This window comes from Halopelagius inordinatus (genome assembly GCF_900113245.1).
Classification (GTDB): Archaea; Halobacteriota; Halobacteria; order Halobacteriales; family Haloferacaceae; genus Halopelagius; species Halopelagius inordinatus.
Genome location: NZ_FOOQ01000005.1, coordinates 55,158 through 77,534, shown reverse-complemented (window position 1 = coordinate 77,534; position 22,377 = coordinate 55,158). Strand labels below are relative to the sequence as shown.

Below are 22,377 nucleotides of genomic sequence, written 5' to 3'. Positions count from 1 at the left end.
CACGCCTGATGGGTCGGTATGGAACTATCCTCACTGACCGACGACTTCGACCGGCGCGACTGGCAGGACGTGACCGAGACGGACGACCCCGTGCGCTTTGCGATGGTCGGGGTCGGATGGTGGACGCGCGAGCAAGCGATGCCGGCCGTCGTCGCGAGCGACCTCTCCGAGACGACCGTCCTCGTCAGCGGTGACCGCGAAAAGGCAGAATCCGTGGCGTCCGAGTCCGAGACGGTCGAACACGCACTCACGTACGACGAGTTCCACGACGGCGTCGCGAGCGACGCCTACGACGCCGTCTACGTGGTGACGCCGAACGCGCGTCACTTAGAGTACGTCGAGACGGCCGCCGAACTCGGGAAGGCGGTCCTCTGTGAGAAGCCGATGGAGGCCACCGTCGAACGCGCAGAGCGGATGGTCGAGGTGTGCGACGAACACGACGCGACGCTCATGATAGCCTACCGGATGCAGACCGAACCGGCCGTTCGGAGGGCCAAAGAGCTGATATCTGCGGGATACGTCGGCGATCCGGTGTTCGTCCACGGGAACATGACCGAGCCGATTCTGGAGTTGGTCCCGAACCCCGACCAGTGGCGACTCGACTGGGACCTCTCGGGAGGATGTGCGGCGATGGACATCGGCATCTACTCTTTGAACACCGCCCGGTTCCTCTTGGACGACGACCCCCTGCGCGTTCGGGGGTCGGTCGCGTCCGTGCAACCGGAGTTCGACGACGTGCCCGACGAACACGCGGCGTTCCAACTCGACTTCCCCGGCAACACGTTCGCGCTCTGTACGGCCAGTCAGAACGCGCACATGGCGAGTCACATCCGCGTGACCGGCACCGAGGGGCAACTCCGCATCGAACCGGCGTTCTACCCGTGGGACGACCGCAAACTCCACCTCTCGCACGGCGACGCCGACGTGCAGATAGAGTTCGAACAGAGAGACCAGATGCAAGAGGAGTTCGAGTACTTCGCGCACTGTCTTTTGACCGACGCCGAACCGCACGCCGACGGCGAACACGGCCTCACCGACATCAGAGCGATCAAAGCCGTCTACGAGGCGGCCGAGTCGGGCGAGACCGTCGAACTCGACTGACGGGGTCGAACCCGACCGACGGAACGGTCACCGATGGGTCGAGGGCGGGACGACGCCTGGAGACCCCAAATCGACTCTGTCTCCGATGCGGACGACCTCCAGAGTGCGCGGGTACTCGTAGGAGTCGGCGTGCTCGAAGAGAGATTTCGGGTCGCCGCCCACGCCCTTCCACATGTCGTAGTGCGAGGGCAGCAGACGGTCGAGTCGAAGCGCGTTCGCCGCCTCGACGACGTCGCCCTCGGACATGTACCACTCGGTGCGTCGCGTCTCGCCGTCCTCCGGGTAGTGAATCCGACCGACGGTCCCGAACGCGAGAGCGCCGACGTCGATATCGAACTCCTCGCCGACGGACTCGAACGCCGAGGTGGGTTTGCTGTCGCCGGGGTGAAAGAACGTCCCGGCGTCGTGTTCGACGACGTAGGAGACGGGTTCGATGGCGTCGCCGTCGTTCGCCTCCCGAACGTGGACGGTGAAGTCCCCGACGGCGAACGAGTCACCGACCGAGACGGTCTCGCTTCTGTCGTCGCCGACGCGCAGGTCCCCGTCGTAATCCGGCGAGTCGTACGACGCACTCGGCGCGTACAGGTCACCGCCGTCGTCGAGTAGCGGTCCGTACGACGGCGGATGCATGTGGTCTATGTGTTCGTGCGTGACCAACACCGCGTCGCAGTCGGCGACTGCGGTCGGGTCTATCGGCACCGGAATCGTCCGGACGAGTCTCGGCGGGTCGCCGTCCCCGAAGTAGGGATCGACGTACAGCGTCGTCGTCTCGGATCGGAGGACGAAGCCGTTACAGCCGAGATACCAGACGGCGACCCCGTCGGGGTCCGACTCCGCTATCTCCGTGACGAGCCAATCGCCCCACGTCGAGTGTACCGTGTCGTCTGTCATCGTGGTACAGTCTCTGTCGGCGACGTGGTAAATTCCCGGGGTAGTTCACCCGAAGTAGTCGCTGAGGTAGTCCGAAGCGTTGTCCTGCGTGACCTCCAGACCCTCGATGGTGATGGTGTCCTCTACGTCCTCGCCCGCGAGGTGGGCCTTCCCGCTCTCTATCGCCGTCGTGACCATCTCCTCGGGGAGTTGAGCGAGCGTTCCGTAGTACTCGTTGTCCGAGAACTGTTCGACCCACGCCTCGGTGCCGTCGATGCCGGTGACCGGAACCGACATGTTCGCGTTCCGGAGTGCCTGGTGCGCGCCGAGGGCCATCAGGTCGTTCTGACAGAACACGCCGTCTATCTCGTCGCCGTACTGCGTGATGAAGTCCTCCATCACGCTGAGGGCGTTCTGCGTCGAGAACTCGCCGGTCTGCGTGGCGAGTTGGTTGAGGCTGTCGTTCTCGCTGACGGCGTTTTGGAACCCCTCTCCCCTGTCGTTCGTGACGCTCGCTCCGGGCGTTCCCTCCAGTTGGACCACGTCGTAACTGTCTCCGTCGCCGTTCGCTTCCATGAACGAGAGGCAGAGTTCCGTCGAACGCTGTCCGAGTTGGACGTTGTCCGAGGCGACGTAGGTCACCGTCTCGCCTTGGGAGATGTTGCGGTCGATGGCGACGACGGGGATGTCGGCGTCGTTGGCCTGTTGAATGGCGTTGATGACGCCTTCCGCTGTGATGGCGGATATCATGAGGAAGTCCACCTCGTTCGAGATAGCCGTCTCGACGGCGGACACCTGATTCGACTGGTTGTTGCTCGCGTCGTAGAACGACGACTCGGACGATATCAGGCCGTCGCTTTGCGCCTGTTCGAAGGCGTTCTCCATGCGCGCGAAGAACGTGAATTCGAGCGACGGAACCGAGAGCGCGACGGTGGGCGTCGACTCCCCGCCCGTCGTCTCGGTACCGTCGGTTTCGTCTGTCGTCTCGGTACCGTCGGACCCGCCGCCCGCCGTCGTCTCGGAGTCACCATCGCCTCCGTCGCCGCTACAGCCAGCGAGCATAGCCGTCCCGGCGATGACGCCAGTGCGGATGAACCTCCGTCTTCGAACGTTCTGTGACATACGGTAACGTTATTCTCACCGAGGGCAGAAAGTAGTATCGGTAGATGCGACGCGCCTCTCGGAATCCAGTTTTCAGTTCTCCCCGGAGACGTTCGCGAGAACGGCCAACATCAGGACGATACCCTGTGCGACGAGTTGGCCCGAGGGGCCGACGCCCATGAGATTGAGTCCGTTCTGGAGGACGCCGAGGATGAGAACGCCGATGAGCGTTCCGACCATGTTTCCAGACCCGCCGAAGAGGTCGGCCCCCCCGAGGATGACCGCCGCGATGGGCGGAAGCAACAGGCCCGCACCCATCGTCGGGACGGCGCTCCCGAGACGGCCGAGGGTCACCAGTCCGGCGACGGCGGCGAACGTTCCCGAGATGACGAGGGTGCCGAGACGGACGGCCGCGACGTTGATACCCATCCGCTCGGCCGACTGGCGGTCACCGCCGATAGCGTAGATGTACTGGCCGAACTTGGTGTACGAGAGCATCAACTGCGAGACGACGAGCAAGGAGAAGAACACGAGGACGATGCTGGGCAGTCCGAACAGTCGCGACCCCCCGATGTTCGTTATCGACTCCGGCAGTCCGATGATGGGGCGGTTACCGGAGACGATGAGTCCGAGTCCGTCCGCGAGGAACAACACCGCGAGCGTCGTCATGAACGAGGGGACGCCGAACCGGGCGGTGACGTACCCCGAAACCGCGCCGAAGGCGGCACCGACGGACAGCCCCGCGAGAATCGCAATCGGGACCGGAACGGCGGACCCCTCGAAGAGGCGCGCGCCGACGGCGAGTGTGGCGACGGTCAGCCCCGCGACTTCCATCACCTGCGCGATGCTCAGGTCGATTTCGGCACAGAGGATGGGGAAAGTGACCCCGATGGCCATGATACCGATTATCGACACCTGCTGGAGCACGTTCATCTGGTTTCCCACCGTGAGGAACCGGTCGTTCAGAAGAGAGAACGCCACGTACAACCCGACGAGTCCGATTATCGGCCCGTACTGGCTGATGGCGCTGACCGTGAAGCGGTTTCGGTACCCGGAGGCGACCGATTGAGACATGACAGAGCGCTTCTGCCAGCGTGATATTATATCTTTGGGACGTGTGACCTCGACGCATATCGAGGGACGCTCGCATCGCCGCCGGACGGCTAGTCCGTCCGAACGTTTTTACCACCACGTGAATACGTACCACGCATGGCGAACGTCAGTGGACGCGACGGCGAGTACGTCGTCGAGATGGAGGGAATCACCAAGACGTTCGGCGAAGTGGTCGCACTGGAGGACGTGACGCTTCGACTTCGCCGAAACGAGGTACTCGCGTTGGCGGGCGACAACGGGGCCGGCAAATCGACGCTCATAAAATGCCTCGCCGGAGCGCTCCAACCCGATTCGGGGACGATTCGGATCGACGGCGACGTCGTCAGTATCGACACTCCCCGTCGGGCGAAGGACCTCGGCATCGAGACGACGTTTCAGGACCTCGCCGTCGCGGGGAACCTCACCGTCACGCAGAACATCTTTCTGGGCCGCGAGATGGTCACCGGTCCGAACAGTCTGCTCGGAATCCTCGACAAGAAGTCGATGCGGAAACGCGCCCGCGAACTCCTCGACGATTTGGAGATAGACGTCGACATCGACGAGAAGGTGGAGAACCTCTCGGGCGGCGAACGGCAACTCGTCAGTATCTCGCGGACGCTCCTCTCGGACCCCGAGATAGTCATCATGGACGAACCGACGAGCGCGCTCTCCGTGGAGGGGGCCGAACGGGTCCTCGAACTCATCGCGCGGATGCAGAGTCAGGGTATCTCCATCATCCTCATCTCGCACAACCTCGACTACGTCCGGCGGGCTGCAGACCGAATACACGTCCTCCATCAGGGCCACAGCGCCGGCGTCATAGACGGCGATGACGCCGACCAGGACGACATCGTCAAACGAATGGTCGGCGGGATGCCGGAGGAGGAACGGAACGAACGGGCCGCCGACGCGTGAGTCTGTCACTCCCGTTTGACGTAGAGAACCGGACACGGGGCGTCGAGTAACACCTGCTGTGCGTAGTCGCCGAACACCGCCTTCCCCGCCGGGGAGCGTTCGGCCCCGCCGACGACGACGACGTCCGCGTCGAGTTCGTCGGACTTCCGGGCGACTTGCGCCGAGGGGACGCCACCGGCGACGCCCCGTATCTCGAAGTCGATACCGAGTTCTTCGAACCGGTCTCCGGGTATCCGGACGCTGTCGTGACGCATCGCGACTTCGTCCGGGGAGAGTCCACCGCTCTTTTCGTCGGCGTCCATCCGTTCCAGTAGTTCGTCGTACTCGTCGTCCGAAAACGCGTACAGCACGTACACCGTCGCGCCCGTCGATTCGGCGACGTCTGCCGTCGAATCCACGAGGCCGTCGAGGTGGTCGCGGTCCTCGGGACCGACCGACAGCAGGATTCGTTCGAGGGTCATACGTCCGATACGGCGGTGGGTCGATTAACTATTGTGGGGCCGTTCGACGGCGACGCGGGGCGAGAACGAGGTTCCGAGGGCGAAGACCGACCGCGGAGTTCACTCCAGATTTCCGCCGCCACTGACGCGGAGAACGTCGCCGACGACGTAGGACGCTCTATCGCTCGCGAGAAAGAGAACCGCGTCGGCGAGGTCTGACGGGTGACCGATGCGGCCGAGCGGTCGTTTCTCCCCCCGTTCTCTGAGAACGTCGTCGGCCGTCTTGTCCGGAGTCTCTTCGGCTTCCATCTCCGCTTCGTACCGCGTCTGGGCGGTTTCGGTCACGTCCGTCGAGACGGCGTTCATCCGGATGCCGTGTTCCGCGAGTTCCTGCGCCATCCGCCACGTCAGCCCGTTTATCGACGTCTTCGAGATGCCGTAGAAGCCGAACGGCCCGGTTCGGCGGTCCCCGGCCTGACTCGTGTGGTTGACGATACAACCCTCGATGCCGTGGTCTATCATGTGACTCGCGACGAGTTTCGACGCGTAGTACTGCGCTCGGACGTTGACGTCCATCGTGTCGTCCCACGCGTCGAGTGACGCGTCGACGAGTGACTCCTCTCGGGGCCAGACGGCGGCGTTGTTGACCAACAGATCGATTTCGTCGAAGGCGTCGACGGCGCGTTCGACGAGTCGTTCGACGGCGGCCGGGTCACCCACGTCCGCAGCGATGCCGACGACGTCGCCCTCGCCGCAGTCGTCCAATTCCTCTGCGACGGCCGTCACCTCCGCCTCCGTCGGGGAGTTGACGACGACGTTCGCGCCCGCGTCGGCGAGTCCCTCGGCGATACCGCGGCCGATGCCCTTCGTGGACCCGGTGACGATTGCGGATTCGCCGCTGTAATCGTACTCGGCATGTCCAACCATGGCACACGAATCCGACCGCACGATGAAGAACCCACCGGTGGGCCGCCTCTCGACGAGGCTCTCTTCAGGCGTCCGCCGCCCGCCTCACCACGACGTTATCTCCACGTCCCGCAACGGTCTGTCGAGGGGCACGTCCACGTGCCCGCCGGTGTAGTGAGAGACGTAGAACGCGACGATGATTTCGAGCGACCGAGTCGCTTCCTCGCCCGTCGAGGGGTTCTCCGCGTCGCCGCGGAGCATCGCTTCGATGCGTCGCGCCGCGTTCGGGAACGCGGTCCGGTAGTCGTCGTCCCACGTCCACGCGCCCTCGATGCCCGGCAACGGCGTCTCGACGTGGTCGCCGTCCTCCAAGGACCAGTAGCGCCACTCGCCGTCGTCGTTGTTCATGTAGAGTTTCCCCTCGGTTCCGATAAAGGAGAGACTCATAGACGAGATGTCGCGGGGGACGGTGCAGTCGACGGTGACGAACGTGCCGTCGTCCATGACGACGTGGCCGCCGCCGCCGGAGTCGTCGACCTCCGCCGCGGCGTCGAGCGAATCGACCGCCTCGTTCTCGCCGGTGATGTAGCCGGATACGCTGTCCGCGCGCGCGTCGAGGAGGTAGACGAGGGTGTCGAGCAGGTGCGTCGAGTTCCGCATCAACTCCATGCGGAACTGCGTGCTCACGGAGCGAACGTCGCCGAGGACGTCCTCCTCGTCGATCAACTCGCGGAGACGGCGGAGTTTGTCGGTGAACCGAAACGAGTGGTTGACGACGAGTTCGGTGTCCGCCTCCGCGCAGGCCGATACCATCGCTTCGGCCTCCGAGACGGACGAAGCGATGGGTTTCTCGCACCATATCACCTCGGGGGCCGCCGCCGACCGGGCGGCGTCCACCACGTGGTCGTGGTGGAGATACGACGGCGTACAGACCGAGAGCACGTCTAAATCCTCGGATTCGAGCATCGCCTCGTGGCCGAGGTACTGGCGGTCTTCCGGGATGTCCCACGCCTCGCCGAATCGGCGGAGGTTCCCCTCGTCCACGTCGGCGACGGCGACGAGTTCTATCTCTTCTGTCGCGCCGTACCCGCCCGCGTGACTCGCTTTGACCTTCTCTTTGCCTATCTGGTCCTCGTCGTGCATGCCGAGGATTCCCATCCCCGCGATTCCGCCGGTGCCGATGATTCCTGCCTCGAACGTCATTACTCGTAGACGTGGACGCTACCCGTGCTGTTTTCCTCGACGTACTCCCAGTCGTAGTCGACGCCGAGTCCGGGGCCGTCGGGAACCGGCACCGTTCCGTCGTCGTCGATGGTGTCGAACATGTCCGAATAGTCACCGTCGTACACCGGCGGTTGCGTGTTCTGTGCCTCCGGGTGGACCAAGGCGAGTTCGTAGTAGTTCGCGTTGCGCGTCGCCGCGATGCAGTGGCGTTGTGCGGGGCCGGGCGCATGGTACTCCACGTCGAGGCCGAACCCTTCGGCGACGCGGGAAATCTTCATCGCGCCGGTGATTCCGCCGTCGTACTCGGGGTCCGCGCGGACGAAGTCCGTCGCGCCGTTCGCGATGAAGTCCGTGTGCGGTTCGAGTCCGCGGACGTGTTCGGTCTGCAGGAGGGGCGTCTCTATCATCTCGCGGAGTTTCTTGTGGCCGTGCTGGGAGATGCCGCCGTCTCGGTACGGGTCCTCGTACCAGAGGTAGTCGTACTCGTCGCATGCGCGGCCGACCTTGAGTGCGTCCGCGAACGTCTCAAGTTCGCAGGCGGGGTCTACCATCAGGTCCATCTCGTCGCCGACGCGTTCGCCGACGGCCCGAACTGTCTTCACCTCTCGGCTCACGTCTCGGGCCTCGTCGCTGCCTCCCCAGCCGTGAATCTTGAAGCCGGGATAACCCGCGTCTCGACACTCTTCGGCGAAGTCGGCGTACGCCTCCGGCGAGTCTAGCCCGCCGTTGTCGTCGGCGTGGTAGGTGGACGCGTACGCGGGAAGTCGCGTGCGGTACGTCCCGAGGAGTTCGTGGATGGGGGCGTCGTAGTACTTCCCGGCGAAGTCCCACAGGGCGATGTCGATGGGGCCGATTCCCATCCGGTCGTACTTCCGGAGGGCCCGCTTGACTTCGCTCCAGTGTCGTTCCCGTTCGAGGGGGTTCTTCCCGACGAGGTAGTCCGCGAACGTGTTTATCTGCGCCGCGCCCGGAGAGTTCCCGCCGATGTACTCGCCGGTGATGCCCTCGTCCGTGTGTATCTTCAGCGCGAACAGTTTCCGCTCCGTCGTCGTTCCCGGTTCGTAGGAGAGGTTGAATCCGTGTCCGTCCGTCCCGACGTCCTCCAATGGGTATCGGAACTCCGTGCTCTCTATCCGCGTGATCGTCGGTGCCATGGTTCGCCCGACACGTGGAACCGTAATAAATGCTGGTTCGAGTCGCGCCCCGCCCGCGTCGAACGTCCGTCGGACGCACCGACGCCTCCGCGGCGATATCGTTCACCATCGTCGCACGTGGTTCGCAGACCGCAGGACGACGCGGGGTTCGGGGCGAACAGGCGGCGAATCCGAGTTACTATTACAGTACTATTATCGTAATACAAGCGGCGAAATCGTCCCGTAAATAAGGCTTTTGGCAGCCGTGCAGAGCTCGAAAAGTCTGGCTAGCTGTTGATATATCGTCGGTTACTCGCTCGAGGAGAGCGGATATCGAACCGAACGACCCGGAAAATCTACTTGTCGAAACTATCTGACGGTCGAATTTATCGACCAAAGTATGTGTTTATTCATGATGAACAGCTGTCCCGATGGACGAACGAGCTCGGTTTCGCCCGTCGCGTTCGTTCGAGAGAGCGTATCAGCGCAGGTGAGGCGGGAGACGGGCCGAGCGATTCTGACGTCCGCCCGCTCTCGGGTCGGAGGGTGCCGTGGTATGGTTTCGCAACTCTGTGCGATATCGTCGCACAGTTCGTGACGGTGCGTTCGGGGCGCTCGTCGTTCGGTGCTACCGCGAGACAGATTCGTCGGTCAAACATCCCGGAGAGGGGAGGCTTCACCGTCAGGTAGTTTTATATCCCGCGGTCCGCTCCGCCAAAGCATGACACACGACGGCGAGAGCGAGGCGGGGTCGTGGCTCACCCGCGACGAGGCGGCGCGGGAGTACGTCGTCGAGGCGGCCCGTGCGGTCGAATCGCTCGTCGCTTCGACGTACGGTCCGTCGGGCGGGACGACGCTCGTCGAGACGGTAGACCCGCAAGACGTGCCGGAGACGGTCGTGACGAGAGACGCCGGGCACCTGCTCGAAGCCATCGAACGCGGCGGCGGGTTCGGTCACCCCGTCGCTGCCCTGTTCGTCGACGGACTCGACTCCGTGCGGCGGAGTCTGCACGACGGGACGACGGCGGCGGCCCTCCTGGCGGCGAGACTCCTCGACTCCGGGGCGGAGTTGGCGGCCGACGGTCTCCATCCCGGCAGTATCGTCGTCGGGTACGCGATGGCGGCCAACCGGGCGGGGGCCGTCTTGGACGACCTGGCGCGTCCGGTCGAGGCGACGGACCGAGAACTGCTCTCGCAGGTTGCCGCGACGACGATGACGGCGGACCTCTCGGAGCGACGCCGCCGAGAGTACGCCGACGCCGTCTCTGCGGCCGTCTCGAGTCTCGCCCGCGAGAGCGACGACGGCTGGTTCGACACGGACGACATCACCGTCCGAACGCGCGTCGACGCCGAGTGCACCCTCTCGCGCGGGCACGTCGTCCGTCGCCGCCCCGGCGCACACGAGACGAGCGACCGGAGTCGTCTCTCGTTCGACTGGTCGCCCGCCATCGAGGGCGTCCTCACGGACGCCAGAGTCGCAGTCCTCGAACGCGGCATCGACGTCGAGGAGTCAGCGACGAGTTTCGGCGGGGAGGGGAAATCGGGCGTGACGCTGGACTCGGCGGGGTCAGTCGCGGCGTACGCCGACTCCCGCGACGCCGCCGTCGACTCCGTCGCCGCGTCGGTGGCCGAGGTGGGAACGGACGTGCTGGTCGTCCGGGCGGAACTCGACGACGAGGTGAAAGCCGCGCTCAAATCGCACGGCGTCGCCGTCGTCGACAGAGCGCAGTACCCGAAATCGGACGTCCATCGCGTCGCCCGCGCGACGGGTGCGAGCGTCGTCGGTCACGTCTCCGACCTCGACGAGTCGAAACTGGGGCGGGCCGGACGGGTGTCCGAACGGCGCGTCGGCGACGAGAAGTGGGCGCGCTTCGAGGAGTGCGACGGCCCGGTGTTCACGCTTCTGGTCGGCGCGCCGACCGAGAAGGGGCGGACGACGCACGAACGACTGGTCGAAGACGCGGTCGAAACGACGGCCATCGCCGCGATGGACGGGCAAGTGCTCCCGGGGGCCGGCGCACCCTCTCTCGCAGTCGCCCGCGACCTTCGGGAGTTCGCTCGCGGCGTGGAGGGCAAAGAGCAGTTGGCCGTCGAAGCGTTCGCGGACGCCTGCGAGTCGCTGACGACGACGCTCGCTCGAAACGCGGGCTACGACCCTCTCGACGTCCGGGCGGCGCTACGAAGCGCGCACGCCGAGTCCGACGAACGGCCCGCGCCCGTCGGCGTGGACGTCGAAACCGGCGCGGCGGCGGACGCGTGGGAGATGGGCGTCGTCGAACCGCGGCGCGTGTTCTCGCAGGCCGTCGACACCGCCGTCGCGACGGCCGAACAACTGACAACCGTCGACGCCGTCGTCTCCCCGGGCGTCGAACCCGGTCCGTTCACGCCGCAGACCGAACACGATTGAGTCGGGACGGCGGAGATTCGAGAAGCGGAGAGGAGACGCGGTTTTTATCTGGCCGCGGCGGCCGAATCGTCGTCGGAGAGGTCGTTCGCCGGGACTCGGTCGTCGATGCGGAGCAACTGCGTCGCGAGGTCCGTCGCCGAGGCCACCACGTCGCGCTTGAGTCCGAGAGGTTCCGCGACGGCGTCGCCGTCGAGAACGTCCCGAATCTCGCCCGCTAGCGCGTCGACGCCGACGGCGGACCGGCCCTCGTCGTGCGCGACGCGGAGACGGATGACGCCGGACCACCCGTCCAGACCCGCGCTTTCCGCGAGTCGCTTCGGAACCGCCGCCAACGCTCTCGCGAACCCCTCCATCGCGAGTTGCTCGCGGCCGGGAATTCCTCTGGCCGCCTCCCGAACCGCGCGTTCGAGGTCGATTTCGGTCGCGCCGCCGCCCGGAACGACGCGTTCGTCGTCGAGCGCTCGGAACGTGGCCGCGACGGCGCTCTCCGCGCTCTCTTCGAAGGCGGCGACCGACCGCGGGTCCGGCGCGCGACAGAGCAAAGAAAACTGCGGCGCGTCGTCGCCCTCGACGTAGACGAACTCGCGCCCGGCGAGGCGTTCGACGCGCACGTCCGCAGAGCCCATCGTCTCCGGGGACACCTCGGCGAGAGAGGGAACCACTCGACCCCCGGTGTTCCGGACGAGACGCTCCATCGCCCCGTCTTCGACGCGGTCTATCGCGGCGACTCCCGCGTCGGCCAGTCGCGTCTTCACGCGGTCGTTGACGCCGCCTTTCGTCGCGACGAATCGGCAACCGGACGCGACGGCCGACGAGAGTATCTGGCGGAACTCGTCGCGTTCGTACTCGCCGATCGCGGCGCGTTCATCGAACGTGTCCGCGTCCAAAGACAGCTTTCGGTCCGCGGACTCCGTGGCACCGCCGAGTTTGGGGACGTCGACGGTCGAAGAGAGGAGGGCGACGCCCGAATCGGGGAGGCGTCGGGGCATCGCGTCCGAGACGAGGGGCGTCTCCAAGACGACGCCGGAGACGAGGTCGGTGTCCCCGACGCCGCCGAGGCGCGCGAGCACGTTCAGGTCCGCGCGCCCGCCGTTCGGAGCGTCGGCGTTCGATACCGTCGTCGCGGCGTCCGCTATCGCCTCGCTCACGCGCCGTCTCGTCGTCGGGTTTCGCGTCCCGGTGAGCGCCGTCCGCGCGACGGCGTCCGGGCCGACGACCGAGAGCGGGCGCGCGCGCGATTCGAGTCGGTCGGCGGCGACGGAGAGCGCCTCTCGGTACCCGCGCGCGACCGTCGTCGGGTGGAGGCCCCGGTCGATCAAGCCGTCCGCCTCGCGGAGCAACGCGCCCGTCAGAAGCGTGAGCGTCGTCGCGCCGTCGCCGTGCGTCTCGCGAAAGTCGTCAGCCGCCCGTTCGAGGAGGGTCGTCGCCGGGTCCTCCAGTTCGAGGCGGTCGAGGAGCATCGCCCCGGAGGACGTCGCCGTCACTCGCCCGCCCGACTCCACGACGAGTTTGTTCGTCCCGAACGGACCGAGCGTCGTGCCGACGAGGTCGCAGACGCGGTCCACGTCGTCGAGTAACGCGTGCCGTGCGTCGGAGTTCATACTCCCCGTGTTCGCTTCACCGTTCATAAGTGTGAGGGACGGAACAGCCGAATTCGTCCGAAGTCGGCGGATAGAACCCGCGAAATCGGTTCTCGTGTGAGAAACATTTATTATCACCGTCTATCATTCGAATATCACATGTCACAGAGTAACACGAGTGACAGGGAGAGTACAGAGCACACCGAGGGGCCGCCGAGTGACAAACCGTCGCGACGGCAGTTCGTACAGGCGACTGCTGCCACGGCGACAGTCGGTGCGCTCGGAGCCCTCGCGGGGTGTAGCGGCGAACAGGGCGACGGCACGCCGGAACCGAACGAAGGGGGCGGCGGTTCGACCGATTCGGGAGGCGACACCGATTCGGATTCGGGCGGGTCCGAGAGCGTCAGCATCGACTACCTGAGCGCACAGGCGGTCGAGAACGCCGGGATGAAGTCGCACTTCCAGGATTCGATGAAGGTGTTCGAAGAGAAGAACGGGAACGTCTCCGTGAGCCTTCAGACCGCGTCCTACGGGGACATCCGGTCGAAGCTCTCCTCGACGGTGTCGTCGGGTAACCCGCCGACGTTCGCCGAGGCGGGCGGGGGCGGCCTCCAGTTTTACCTCAACGACAGCGTTCCGGACCACGCGCCGTTCATCGAATCGACCGACAACCTGCCGGACGACTTCACGCAGGCGAACAAGGAGTCCGCGCAGTACCGCGGCGAGTACTGGTCGGGCGGCGGGATGCGTCACACGAACAGCAACCTCGGCATCCGTCCGAAATCGTTCAGCCAAGCCGGCGTCAGTGACCCGATGGAGGACCTCTCGACGTGGAGCGGGTTCCTCGAGGCCGTCCAGCGAATCGACGAAGAGCAGGACATCATCGCCTACGAGGAGACGGGCGTCCCCGGCGACTTAGAGTCCTACTGGGGCTACGCGCGGACCGCGTACACCGAGGGAACCGACCCGTGGATGCGCGGCGAGGGCGACGACAAGACGGTCGTCGTCGGGAATGACGACCACGAGGACCAAGGCAAGACGGACGGGATGATAAAGACCTGCGTGAAGATGGCCAACGAGTTCAGCAGCGAAGAGGCGGCCCAACGCGGCGACGAGGACATCCCATCGCTCATGCTCACCGGCCGCGTCGCCTCGTTCAACTACGCGGTTCCGACCGCCAGTCGGTGGACGTCCGTCAAAGAGGACGTGCAGTTCGGCTGGAACGACGGCGAGGGCGACTTCATGCTCCTGCCGCATCCGAAGGTCGACTCCGAGTTCGGCAGCAACTTCGGAATCAGCGAACTCGAAGGCGTCGAGGGCGAACACGGCGGGCACATGTGGGCGCTCGAACAGCAGCAGTGCATCTTCGAGGCCAGCGACGCCGAACAGAACGCCGCGTGGGACCTCAACATGTTCCTGCTCAGCGACAACGAGTTCGTCCTGCCCGCGTGGGGCGAGTACTACGAGGCGCTTCCGGGTCTCGAACCCAAACTGCAGGAGGTCCTCGACGAGTACGACCTCGCCCAGAGCACGGAGCAAGCGTACAAGAACGCCGACGAGTACGGCGTCCAGTACTCCACCACGGGCGCGGCGTGGGACGTGCCGGACGTCGACCCCATCCGGTGGACCGACATCAACGAGACGATAAGCGAGGCCATCGCGGGGCAACACTCCGTCGATGAGACGCCGTCGCTCGTCCGCGAGCGAATCCTCGAACGACTGGGGCAGTAAGTCGAGTACGTCTCCGACGTACTTCGACCGCTTCACCTCGACCGCGATAGCTACTGCTAACGGCCTGTAACCCGCCAAACCGGCCGAATTCTCTCCCCAACGTTTTTACCACTAGGCGGGCATCGGATTACTACCTTGGCACAAGAAACCACACAGCACGTCAGAGAGAAGTACGGAATGGAGGAGACCACGCTGATGGACCGCGCGCGGGAGAACTGGATAGGCTACCTGTTCATTCTCCCCACGTTCCTGATGTTCACGCTCCTGTTTTACTTCCCCATCGTGCGGGGCGTCTACATGACGTTCACCAACACGCGCTTGGGGGGAGTCGGGACGTTCGTGGGCCTCGACAACTACATGTGGCTGTTGACGAACGACCTGTTTCACTTCGCGTTCGGGTGGACGCTGGTGTTCGTGTTCGGGACGACGTTCCTGCAGTTGATCATCGGCCTGTTCGCGGCGCTCCTGTTGAGCGAACTCACGAGCGGATGGAGAGAGTGGGCCAGCGCAGTCGTCATGTCCCCGTACTTCTCCGCACCGCTGGCGGGGGGTGTCATCTGGCTGTGGTTCCTCAACAGCGACTTCGGGATGCTTCCGAGACTCATCACGGACGTCTTCGGGGTGGCGACACCGGCGTTCCTCGCGGAGGACCTGTGGCCGTACGTGTCGCTCATCGTCGCGCAGTCGTGGCACGACTACGGGTACGCCGGAATCATCTACGCCGCGGCCATCGTCGGCATCCCGCGCGAACAGTACGAGGCGGCGGCGTTGGCCGGGGCGGGACGGCTTCGGCGGTTCCGTGACGTGACCCTGCCGCACCTCGTGACGCCGACGATAGTCATCCTCGCGCTTCGGACGGCGTGGAACGTCGCCGAGTTCGCGCAGCCGTTCGAGTTGACCGGCGGTGGACCCGGTACTCGGACGATGCTCATGAGCATCCTCACGTACGAGACGGCCTACGTGAACCTCCAGTTCTCGCGGGCCTACACGCTCGGGATGGCGATGATAGTGATATCGATGGCGGCGGCCATCTTCTACGTGACCGTCATCCAAGACGAAGAGGAGATGTACGTCTGACCATGATAAACGAGACTCGACGCTCCCGACTGCTGCTGTACGTCGCGCTCGCAGTGTTCGCACTGTTCGCGTTAGCGCCGTACTACTGGGTGGTTCGAACGTCGTTCCTGACGAACTTCGCGGCCATAGACCCGGGGACGAACTACCTCCCGCAACTGGGGAACCTGACGGTTGCGGCGTACGAACAGATATGGGAACGTTACAACTTCATCACGTTCTTCAAGAACAGTATCATCGTCTCCGTGACGGCGACGGTCATATCGCTTTTCTTCTCGATTCCGGGCGCGTACGCGTTCGCGCGGCTGAACTTCCCGGGGCGAAAAGTGCTCTTTTACACCGCCGTCTTCACCATCATGTTCCCGTGGATAGTCATCACCATCCCGGTGTACGAGGTGTTCTACGTCCTCGGCCTCATCAACACCCTCTCCGGTGTGATGATCGCGCTGTCCATCTTCGTCCTCCCGCAGACCATCTGGCTGCTTCAGGGCTTCTTCAGGCAGGGTATCCCCGAGAACATAGAGGAGGCCGCACTCATAGACGGCCACAGCGAACTCGGGGCGTTCCTGCGAATCGTCCTTCCCCTGTCTGCGCCCGCAGTCGGGGCCGCGGCCCTGTTCGCGTTCCTGACCGCGTGGAACAACTTCCTGTGGGTGTTCGTCCTCACGAGCGACGAGGAAGTGCGCACGGCCACGGTGGCCCTGCACTACATCCTCGGGAGCGACGTGCTCCGACAGTGGAACATCCTCATGGCCGCCGTGGTGCTTCTCGTTGCACCGCCGGTGGTCTTCTACGGTCTCTCGCAACGCTACGTCGGCGAGGGACTGGGAGGGATGTGACGCGTATCGACGCCCCGACGGACGTTCGAGTCCGGTACCGGGGATACTACTAAATAACAGAGATGCAAATCCAAATTGGAGTGAGTTACCATGGCACGTGTTAAATTCGACGACGTAACGAAAGTGTTCGAGGATACGTCCGGCCCGATAGTCGCAGTCGAGGAGTTGTCGCTCGACATTCCCGACGGCGAGTTCGTCGTGTTCGTCGGCCCGTCGGGGTGCGGGAAGTCGACGACGCTTCGGATGCTCGCCGGACTCGAGTCCATCACGGACGGGGAGATACGACTGGACGACCAACCGATAAACCAGATGTCGCCGAAGAATCGGGACATCGCGATGGTGTTCCAGTCGTACGCGCTCTACCCGCACAAGACCGTCCGACAGAACATGGGGTACGGACTGCAGTTGAGTACTGACCTCAGCGACGAGGAGGTCGACCGCCGCGTCGTCGAGGCCGCCGAGATGATGGGCATCGAAGACCTGTTGGACAAAAAGCCCGGAAGCCTCTCGGGCGGGCAGCAACAACGCGTCGCGACGGGACGGGCCATCGTCCGCGAACCGGCGGTGTTCCTGTTCGACGAACCGCTCTCGAACCTCGACGCGCAACTCCGCAAGCACATGCGGACCGAACTCTCCCGCATCCACTCGGAACTCGGAATCACGACCATCTACGTGACGCACGACCAAGAGGAGGCGATGACGATGGCGGACCGCATCGTCATCCTCGACAACGGTCAACTCCAACAGGTCGGTACACCCAAGGAAGTGTACTACCGGCCCGCGAACACGTTCGTCGCGGACTTCATCGGCAGTCCGAGCATGAACTTCTTCGACGTCGACCTCGAAATCGAGAGCGACGGAACCGGAACGTTGGTCGGCAACGGGTTCTCGTACGGCGTCTCCAAGGAGATAGTCGATATGGTCGGCGGCGAAGGCGAGTACACGCTCAGCGTCCGCCCGGAGAACCTCCGCGTCGACTCGACTGCGCCGGACGCGAAGACGTTCGAGGCGACGGTGGACGTCGTCGAGGTCATCGGGTCGGACAACTTCCTCTACCTCACCGTCGGAGGCAAGGAGTGTCGCGTCCGCGCGCCCGTCGAAGTCGAACCGTCGGAAGGCGAGATAATCGACGTGACGTTCGACGAAGCCGACCTCCACCTGTTCGACCGAAACACCGAGGAGGCACTCGTCCACGGACACGAACGGGCCGATGCGGAACCGCGCGCGGTCGGACAGGAGGCGTGATGGACCGACCGACGGCCGGACGCTCTCGGTAGGCAAACTCGAACTCGACGGCGAGTGCGAACACGTGCCGACCGCAACCCGCGCTCGTCGGGGGAACGCTTTTGACCGCTCTCGGCGACTCTCGGAGTGTGACGTACGATATCGCACTACTGCCGGGAGACGGTATCGGGGTCGAAGTCGTCGACGCCGCGCTTCCGATACTCGAAGACGCCGCGGAACGCGACGGGTTCTCCGTCGAGACGACGCGCTACGACTGGGGGAGCGAACGCTACTTACGGGAGGGGGCAATGATGCCCGACGACGCCATCGAGACGTTAGAGGGGTACGACGCCATCCTACTGGGAGCGGTCGGACACCCGGACATCCCCGACCACGTGACGCTTCGGGGGATGATGCTCCCCATCAGAAAGGCGTTCGACCAACAGGTCTGCAAGCGCCCGTCGGTGCTTTTCGAGGGCGTCGAGAGTCCGCTTCGGGGGTACGACGGAGAGGATATCGACTTCGTCGTCTTCCGCGAGAACACGGAGGGCGAGTACTCCGACGCGGGCGGGCACGAACACCGAGGATACCCCCACGAAGTGGCGGTGCAGACGGCCATCTACACGCGACAGGGGACCGAAGCCGTCGTCCGCGAGGCGTTCGAGGCGGCCGCGGAACGCGAGGGGCACCTGACGAACGTGACGAAGTCGAACGCGCAGGCCCACGGGATGGTGTTTTGGGACCAGATAGTCGAGGAGGTAGCAGAGGAGTACCCCGACGTGACGGTCGAACGCCTCCTCGTCGACGCCGCGTCGATGGACCTCGTGCGCCGACCCGACGAGTTCGACGTCGTCGTCGCCTCGAACCTGTTCGGCGACATCCTCACCGACCTCGGCGCGATAGTGAGCGGTAGCATGGGACTCGCACCCTCCGCGAACATCAACGTCGAGGGGCACTCCCCGTCGATGTTCGAACCGGTCCACGGAAGCGCGCCCGACATCACGGGTGAGGGCGTCGCAAACCCCCTCGCGACGGTGCTCTCGGTTTCGATGCTTTTCGACCACCTCGGCGAGGACGACGCCGCCGCGGCCCTGTGGGACGCCGTCGCGGACCAGTTGGCCGACGACGGCGCGCCTCGGACGCCTGACCTCGGCGGCGAGTCGGGCACCGAAGCGGTCGTCTCGGACCTCCGAACGCGCCTCTGAGCGGACGATGCCGCTTCGCTCTCGCGGAACCGACCCGGAGGTGCGACGCTTTTCTGCCGCGCTACGTCGAGGAGACGAGGCGGCGTTCGCGACGTTCGTCGCGGACCTGTGGGAGGCGCGCGGGTGGTCGGTGACGCGAGACGGGACGACGCTCTCCGTCGAAGCGTCCGACGGGAGGCGTCGCATTCGGGTGACGCACGGTGCACCGACGTCGGCGCGCGACGGGCGGGCGTCGGACGTCGTCACCTCCCGGGTCGTCGAATCGACCGCCGACGCGGCGGAACCGACCGCTATCGACGCCGCGGAACTGCTTCGGATAGTCCGGTACGCGGTCGAACGCGACCGCGCGGCGTCGATTCTCGAACGCCACCTGGGCGCGGACGCGGCGGCGTTCGCCGAACCGGGTGCCGTCCGCGCCGAACGCGAACGGACCCGAACCCGGAGGCGACGCATCGGAAAGCGACTCGTCGCCGCCGTCGTCGTCGCGGCCTGTCTCGGCGGCGTCGCCGTCGTCGGCCCCGGCCTCGTCTCGTCGTTGGACCCGTCGCCGTTCGGCGTCGCAGAGGAGTCGCCGACGCCGACGGACGGAGCGACCGAACCGGCGACCGTTCGGGACGAATCCCCGGTGTCGAACCCTGCGGGCCGTCTCGACTACGCCGCGCTCGGGTGTCCGTTGCCGCCCGAGGACGCCGACCCGGCGGAACTCGCCCCGGCCGTCGTCTCGGGTGCGAGTGCGTCGGGATTAGACGGGTGGCGTCTCCTCGACTCCGAGAGCGTCGGGTCGTTCGACGACCGCATCCAACTCGGAAGCCCGCCCGAACCGACCGCGAGACACACCGCGAGATACGCGCCGCCGTCCGGCGAGACACTCAGACTGACCGTCGACCGGTGGCGGTCGGTCGGCGCGGCGGAGGCGGCGTCGGCGTCTCTGGCCGACGAGAACGAAACCGTCCTGCGGTGGGGCCGATACGTCGTGGTCGTCAGAGCGTTCGCTCCGAACGGGACGCGCCTCTCGAAGACGGAGACGCTCGACCGGTCGCGAGTGCTTTTGGCGGCGGTTCGCGGCCCGGACGGGAGCCGTCTCGGCTTCGGATGTGTCGGGTCGTTGCTCGACGAGGCGGACGGAACGGACGGGACACGCGAGATGGACGCGGCGGGCGACGTGCGCGACGGGGGTGACCCGCCGACCGCATCCGCCGACGCCGCGTGAAAGTTTTATGTCCGATGAAGGACCACGAGTGAACATGACATACGGCCCGGACGCGGTTCACGAACTCGTCGAGGAGTCGGGGTGGTCCTATCCCGTCTCGGTGCGGCGGTTAGAGCGTGAGCACGCGCTGGCGAACGTCCAAGTGGACGAGAAGGGAAACTCCATCATGTTGGCCGAACTGCTGTCGCAGACCGACATCGACCGCTTCGAGAGCAGGGACGACCTCGAATCTAAACTCGGCCCGGTGTTCGAATCGGAGAGCCAGCGCCGAAACGTCGGCTTCTTCGGACGCATCAAAAAGACGTTCCTCGGAGGGTGACCGGATGAACAAGCTCCGAACGTTCGTCGTGGGCGGGTCGGTGACGCTCGCGTTCGTCACCCTCTGGGCCGCGTTGCGGTACGGTCTCTCTCCGGCGTCGAACGGGGGCTATCTCAGGGCGGCGGCCGTCGTCGTCCTCCTGCCCACGATTCCGGTCGCGGTAGCCCGCGGGAAACTCTGGGTCCGCCGACTCGCCGAGTACAAGCGCAACGGGTCGGGGCTGAGCTTCGAGCGGAAGTCGATATTCGTCTCCGGCGACGACGTCGGCGACGCCGAGAGAACGCTCGCGGAGATAGAGGACGCCGTCTCCGCCGCCGACGACTACGACGACTGTCGCCGCGACCAGTTCGGCGAGGGCCGCGGCCTCACGGTTCGACACACCGGCTACCACAACTCCTTCGTCCGCGTCGCGGGCGACGGGCGAGTCGTCGTCACCGGCGCCTCGAAGAACACCCACTCGCTCGCGTCTCTCGTGGAGCGAGTCGCCTCGCTGTCGATGGAACGGACGCGGAACCACCCGTTTCTCGAACCGAAGCCCGTCCGCGGCGCGCCCCGGGCGTTCCTCGGACTGTTTCTCGTCTTTCTCTTGCTGTTCGGTGCCGCCGGCGTGGGTGCCGCCGCGTACCCCGCGGACGCCTACAGCGCGCCCGAACGCGCGGTGTTCGTCGGATACGACGCGCAGGCCGACGTCGTTCCCGGATACGACCGGACGGACGCGACGCTGGACAGAACCGCCCTCCTCGTGAGCGCACTCGGCGAGGAGGCGGTCGAACTGCAGTGGGACCGCGACGACTCCGACAGACTGTCCGAACACACCCGGCAGTCCGTCTTCTTGTCGGCTGAGGGGACCGAGATACTGGACTACGTTCGAGACGGGAGTCTCACGCCGGCGGAGCGAGAGCGAGTCTCGACGCTCGAAACCGACCTCCACGCGGCGGAGTGTCGCGTCGCGTCGGCCGTCACCACCCGTATAGAGAAGGACCGCGTCGAAGGCGACGCGACGGCGCTGACGGACGCCAGAGAGACTCTCAGAGAGAGGGCGGCGGCCGCGGGCCACCTCTGCGACGCCTGAGGGAGACGGCGACAGTCGCCCCGTACCTTTACGCCGTCCGAACGAGAGCGGTTCACGCATGGACGAAGATGCACTCGACGACAGCATCGCCCTCGTGACGGGAGCGACTTCCGGAATCGGCCGCGCGGCGGCGCTCGAACTCGCCGACGCGGGCGCGCACGTCGCTCTCGCGTCGCGCCGAGAAGACCGACTCGAAGCCGTCGCCGACGACGTTCGAACCGAACACGACAGAGAGGCCCTCGTCGTTCCGACGGACGTCACCGACCCCGAACAGGTCCAGTCTGCGGTCGCTGAGACGGCCGAGACGTTCGGCGGGATAGACGTCGTCGTCGCCAACGCGGGCCTCGGCGTCAACGAACCCGTCGAGGAACTCTCCGTCGAGGACTTCGAGTTGATGATAGACGTGAACGTCAACGGGATGTTCTACACGGCGCAGGCGGCGCTTCCGCACCTCCGCGAGTCCTCTGGGAACCTGGTGTTCCTCGGGAGTTTCGCCGGACAGTACCCGCGACCGAACGACGCCGTGTACGCCGCGACGAAGTGGTGGACGCGGGGGTTCGCGCTGAGTCTCGCAGGGACCGTCGGCGACGACGACGTGGCCGTAACCGTCGTCAACCCGACGGAGGTTCGGACGGAGTTCGGGTCCGAGACGGACGGCCCGTTGAAGGACCGTTTCGAACCGGGCGAGGTGACAGAACCCGACGAAGTCGCCGACGCCATCGTCTTCGCGGCGAAGCAACGCCCGCCGAACACCGTGAGCGAGATAGACCTCTACCGCCGGGACAAGATGACGCACTTCTGACCGCGTCCGCCGCGGGTCGCTCCCACCCACCACGGTACGCGGTAGCACAATAGATAAGGTCGCTCGTCGTGTCGGTCCGGTCACAGATGACGGGACGACTCACGGACTCGACAGTCGGTTCTCGACGCCGAG

General features: G+C 65.4%; 20 protein-coding genes. 12 read left to right on the top strand and 8 right to left on the bottom strand.

The genetic code is table 11. The annotated features are described in order from the left end of the window. Positions 1–18 precede the first annotated feature (18 nt). Positions 19–1,101, top strand: coding sequence for a D-xylose 1-dehydrogenase Gfo6 (gfo6, locus tag BM167_RS14695; protein ID WP_092893484.1), 1,083 nt, complete (start codon positions 19–21; stop codon positions 1,099–1,101). Between the two features lie 27 nt (positions 1,102–1,128). Here gfo6 and BM167_RS14690 read toward each other — a convergent pair whose 3' ends face one another. The 3 genes from BM167_RS14690 to BM167_RS14680 form a co-directional block, all read right to left on the bottom strand. Then, a complete protein-coding gene (locus tag BM167_RS14690) occupies positions 1,129–1,992 on the bottom strand; it encodes an MBL fold metallo-hydrolase (protein ID WP_092893483.1) in 864 nt (287 codons plus the stop codon). Positions 1,993–2,037: 45 nt separating this feature from the next. Beyond that, positions 2,038–3,093 (bottom strand): substrate-binding domain-containing protein, encoded by a 1,056-nt coding sequence (locus BM167_RS14685; protein WP_092893482.1) that lies wholly within the window; start codon positions 3,091–3,093, stop codon positions 2,038–2,040. Between the two features lie 72 nt (positions 3,094–3,165). Continuing rightward, complete coding sequence (locus BM167_RS14680; RefSeq protein ID WP_092893481.1) at positions 3,166–4,146, bottom strand: ABC transporter permease; 981 nt, start codon at positions 4,144–4,146, stop codon at positions 3,166–3,168. Positions 4,147–4,281: 135 nt separating this feature from the next. On the opposite strand from BM167_RS14680, the gene BM167_RS14675 reads away from it, so the two are divergent. Continuing rightward, a complete protein-coding gene (locus BM167_RS14675) occupies positions 4,282–5,079 on the top strand; it encodes an ATP-binding cassette domain-containing protein (protein ID WP_092893480.1) in 798 nt (265 codons plus the stop codon). A 5-nt stretch (positions 5,080–5,084) separates the two neighbouring features. On the opposite strand, the gene BM167_RS14670 is transcribed toward BM167_RS14675, so the two are convergent. The 4 genes from BM167_RS14670 to BM167_RS14655 all read right to left on the bottom strand — a co-directional run bounded on the left by BM167_RS14670 (position 5,085) and on the right by BM167_RS14655 (position 8,803). Then, entirely contained in the window at positions 5,085–5,540 is a 456-nt protein-coding gene (locus BM167_RS14670) for a universal stress protein (RefSeq protein WP_092893479.1), read from the bottom strand. A 99-nt stretch (positions 5,541–5,639) separates the two neighbouring features. Continuing rightward, positions 5,640–6,446: an SDR family NAD(P)-dependent oxidoreductase gene (locus tag BM167_RS14665; protein ID WP_092893478.1), complete on the bottom strand. Its 807-nt coding sequence runs from the start codon at positions 6,444–6,446 to the stop codon at positions 5,640–5,642. Between the two features lie 84 nt (positions 6,447–6,530). Beyond that, positions 6,531–7,628 carry a Gfo/Idh/MocA family protein gene (locus BM167_RS14660; protein ID WP_092893477.1) on the bottom strand — a complete coding sequence of 366 codons (1,098 nt, stop codon included), beginning with the start codon at positions 7,626–7,628 and terminating at the stop codon, positions 6,531–6,533. Continuing rightward, positions 7,628–8,803, bottom strand: a complete 1,176-nt coding sequence (locus tag BM167_RS14655) for an enolase C-terminal domain-like protein (RefSeq protein WP_092893476.1) — start codon at positions 8,801–8,803, stop codon at positions 7,628–7,630. The genes BM167_RS14660 and BM167_RS14655 overlap by 1 nt, the downstream gene beginning before the upstream one ends. A 700-nt stretch (positions 8,804–9,503) precedes the next feature. On the opposite strand from BM167_RS14655, the gene BM167_RS14650 reads away from it, so the two are divergent. Beyond that, positions 9,504–11,189 (top strand): TCP-1/cpn60 chaperonin family protein, encoded by a 1,686-nt coding sequence (locus BM167_RS14650; protein WP_092893475.1) that lies wholly within the window; start codon positions 9,504–9,506, stop codon positions 11,187–11,189. Between the two features lie 44 nt (positions 11,190–11,233). Here BM167_RS14650 and BM167_RS14645 read toward each other — a convergent pair whose 3' ends face one another. After that, entirely contained in the window at positions 11,234–12,790 is a 1,557-nt protein-coding gene (locus tag BM167_RS14645) for a TCP-1/cpn60 chaperonin family protein (RefSeq protein WP_092893576.1), read from the bottom strand. 138 nt (positions 12,791–12,928) lie between these two features. Here BM167_RS14645 and BM167_RS14640 point away from each other — a divergent pair, with 138 nt between their 5' ends. From BM167_RS14640 to BM167_RS14600, 9 genes are all read left to right on the top strand, one after another. Continuing rightward, complete coding sequence (locus tag BM167_RS14640) at positions 12,929–14,500, top strand: ABC transporter substrate-binding protein (RefSeq protein ID WP_092893474.1); 1,572 nt, start codon at positions 12,929–12,931, stop codon at positions 14,498–14,500. Between the two features lie 135 nt (positions 14,501–14,635). Next, complete coding sequence (locus BM167_RS14635; protein WP_245781377.1) at positions 14,636–15,577, top strand: carbohydrate ABC transporter permease; 942 nt, start codon at positions 14,636–14,638, stop codon at positions 15,575–15,577. 2 nt (positions 15,578–15,579) lie between these two features. Continuing rightward, positions 15,580–16,413: a carbohydrate ABC transporter permease gene (locus BM167_RS14630; RefSeq protein WP_092893473.1), complete on the top strand. Its 834-nt coding sequence runs from the start codon at positions 15,580–15,582 to the stop codon at positions 16,411–16,413. 90 nt (positions 16,414–16,503) lie between these two features. Beyond that, positions 16,504–17,658, top strand: a complete 1,155-nt coding sequence (locus BM167_RS14625; protein WP_092893472.1) for an ABC transporter ATP-binding protein — start codon at positions 16,504–16,506, stop codon at positions 17,656–17,658. 128 nt (positions 17,659–17,786) lie between these two features. Next, positions 17,787–18,842: a 3-isopropylmalate dehydrogenase gene (locus BM167_RS14620; RefSeq protein ID WP_092893471.1), complete on the top strand. Its 1,056-nt coding sequence runs from the start codon at positions 17,787–17,789 to the stop codon at positions 18,840–18,842. 7 nt (positions 18,843–18,849) lie between these two features. Next, positions 18,850–20,052, top strand: a complete 1,203-nt coding sequence (locus BM167_RS14615) for a hypothetical protein (protein WP_092893470.1) — start codon at positions 18,850–18,852, stop codon at positions 20,050–20,052. Between the two features lie 34 nt (positions 20,053–20,086). After that, on the top strand, positions 20,087–20,371 hold the full coding sequence (locus BM167_RS14610) for a hypothetical protein (RefSeq protein WP_092893469.1): 285 nt from the start codon (positions 20,087–20,089) through the stop codon (positions 20,369–20,371). Positions 20,372–20,375: 4 nt separating this feature from the next. Further along, positions 20,376–21,443: a glutathione S-transferase family protein gene (locus BM167_RS14605; protein ID WP_092893468.1), complete on the top strand. Its 1,068-nt coding sequence runs from the start codon at positions 20,376–20,378 to the stop codon at positions 21,441–21,443. 58 nt (positions 21,444–21,501) lie between these two features. Continuing rightward, on the top strand, positions 21,502–22,245 hold the full coding sequence (locus BM167_RS14600) for an SDR family oxidoreductase (RefSeq protein WP_092893467.1): 744 nt from the start codon (positions 21,502–21,504) through the stop codon (positions 22,243–22,245). Positions 22,246–22,377 lie beyond the last annotated feature (132 nt).

Excerpts from the sequence above, each read along its gene's own strand:
- gfo6 (WP_092893484.1), top strand. The coding sequence starts at position 19 with ATGGAACTATCCTCACTGACCGACGACTTCGACCGGCGCGACTGGCAG.
- BM167_RS14690 (WP_092893483.1), bottom strand. The coding sequence starts at position 1,992 with ATGACAGACGACACGGTACACTCGACGTGGGGCGATTGGCTCGTCACG.
- BM167_RS14685 (WP_092893482.1), bottom strand. The coding sequence starts at position 3,093 with ATGTCACAGAACGTTCGAAGACGGAGGTTCATCCGCACTGGCGTCATC.
- BM167_RS14680 (WP_092893481.1), bottom strand. The coding sequence starts at position 4,146 with ATGTCTCAATCGGTCGCCTCCGGGTACCGAAACCGCTTCACGGTCAGC.
- BM167_RS14675 (WP_092893480.1), top strand. The coding sequence starts at position 4,282 with ATGGCGAACGTCAGTGGACGCGACGGCGAGTACGTCGTCGAGATGGAG.
- BM167_RS14670 (WP_092893479.1), bottom strand. The coding sequence starts at position 5,540 with ATGACCCTCGAACGAATCCTGCTGTCGGTCGGTCCCGAGGACCGCGAC.
- BM167_RS14665 (WP_092893478.1), bottom strand. The coding sequence starts at position 6,446 with ATGGTTGGACATGCCGAGTACGATTACAGCGGCGAATCCGCAATCGTC.
- BM167_RS14660 (WP_092893477.1), bottom strand. The coding sequence starts at position 7,628 with ATGACGTTCGAGGCAGGAATCATCGGCACCGGCGGAATCGCGGGGATG.
- BM167_RS14655 (WP_092893476.1), bottom strand. The coding sequence starts at position 8,803 with ATGGCACCGACGATCACGCGGATAGAGAGCACGGAGTTCCGATACCCA.
- BM167_RS14650 (WP_092893475.1), top strand. The coding sequence starts at position 9,504 with ATGACACACGACGGCGAGAGCGAGGCGGGGTCGTGGCTCACCCGCGAC.
- BM167_RS14645 (WP_092893576.1), bottom strand. The coding sequence starts at position 12,790 with ATGAACTCCGACGCACGGCACGCGTTACTCGACGACGTGGACCGCGTC.
- BM167_RS14640 (WP_092893474.1), top strand. The coding sequence starts at position 12,929 with ATGTCACAGAGTAACACGAGTGACAGGGAGAGTACAGAGCACACCGAG.
- BM167_RS14630 (WP_092893473.1), top strand. The coding sequence starts at position 15,580 with ATGATAAACGAGACTCGACGCTCCCGACTGCTGCTGTACGTCGCGCTC.
- BM167_RS14625 (WP_092893472.1), top strand. The coding sequence starts at position 16,504 with ATGGCACGTGTTAAATTCGACGACGTAACGAAAGTGTTCGAGGATACG.
- BM167_RS14615 (WP_092893470.1), top strand. The coding sequence starts at position 18,850 with ATGCCGCTTCGCTCTCGCGGAACCGACCCGGAGGTGCGACGCTTTTCT.
- BM167_RS14610 (WP_092893469.1), top strand. The coding sequence starts at position 20,087 with ATGACATACGGCCCGGACGCGGTTCACGAACTCGTCGAGGAGTCGGGG.
- BM167_RS14605 (WP_092893468.1), top strand. The coding sequence starts at position 20,376 with ATGAACAAGCTCCGAACGTTCGTCGTGGGCGGGTCGGTGACGCTCGCG.
- BM167_RS14600 (WP_092893467.1), top strand. The coding sequence starts at position 21,502 with ATGGACGAAGATGCACTCGACGACAGCATCGCCCTCGTGACGGGAGCG.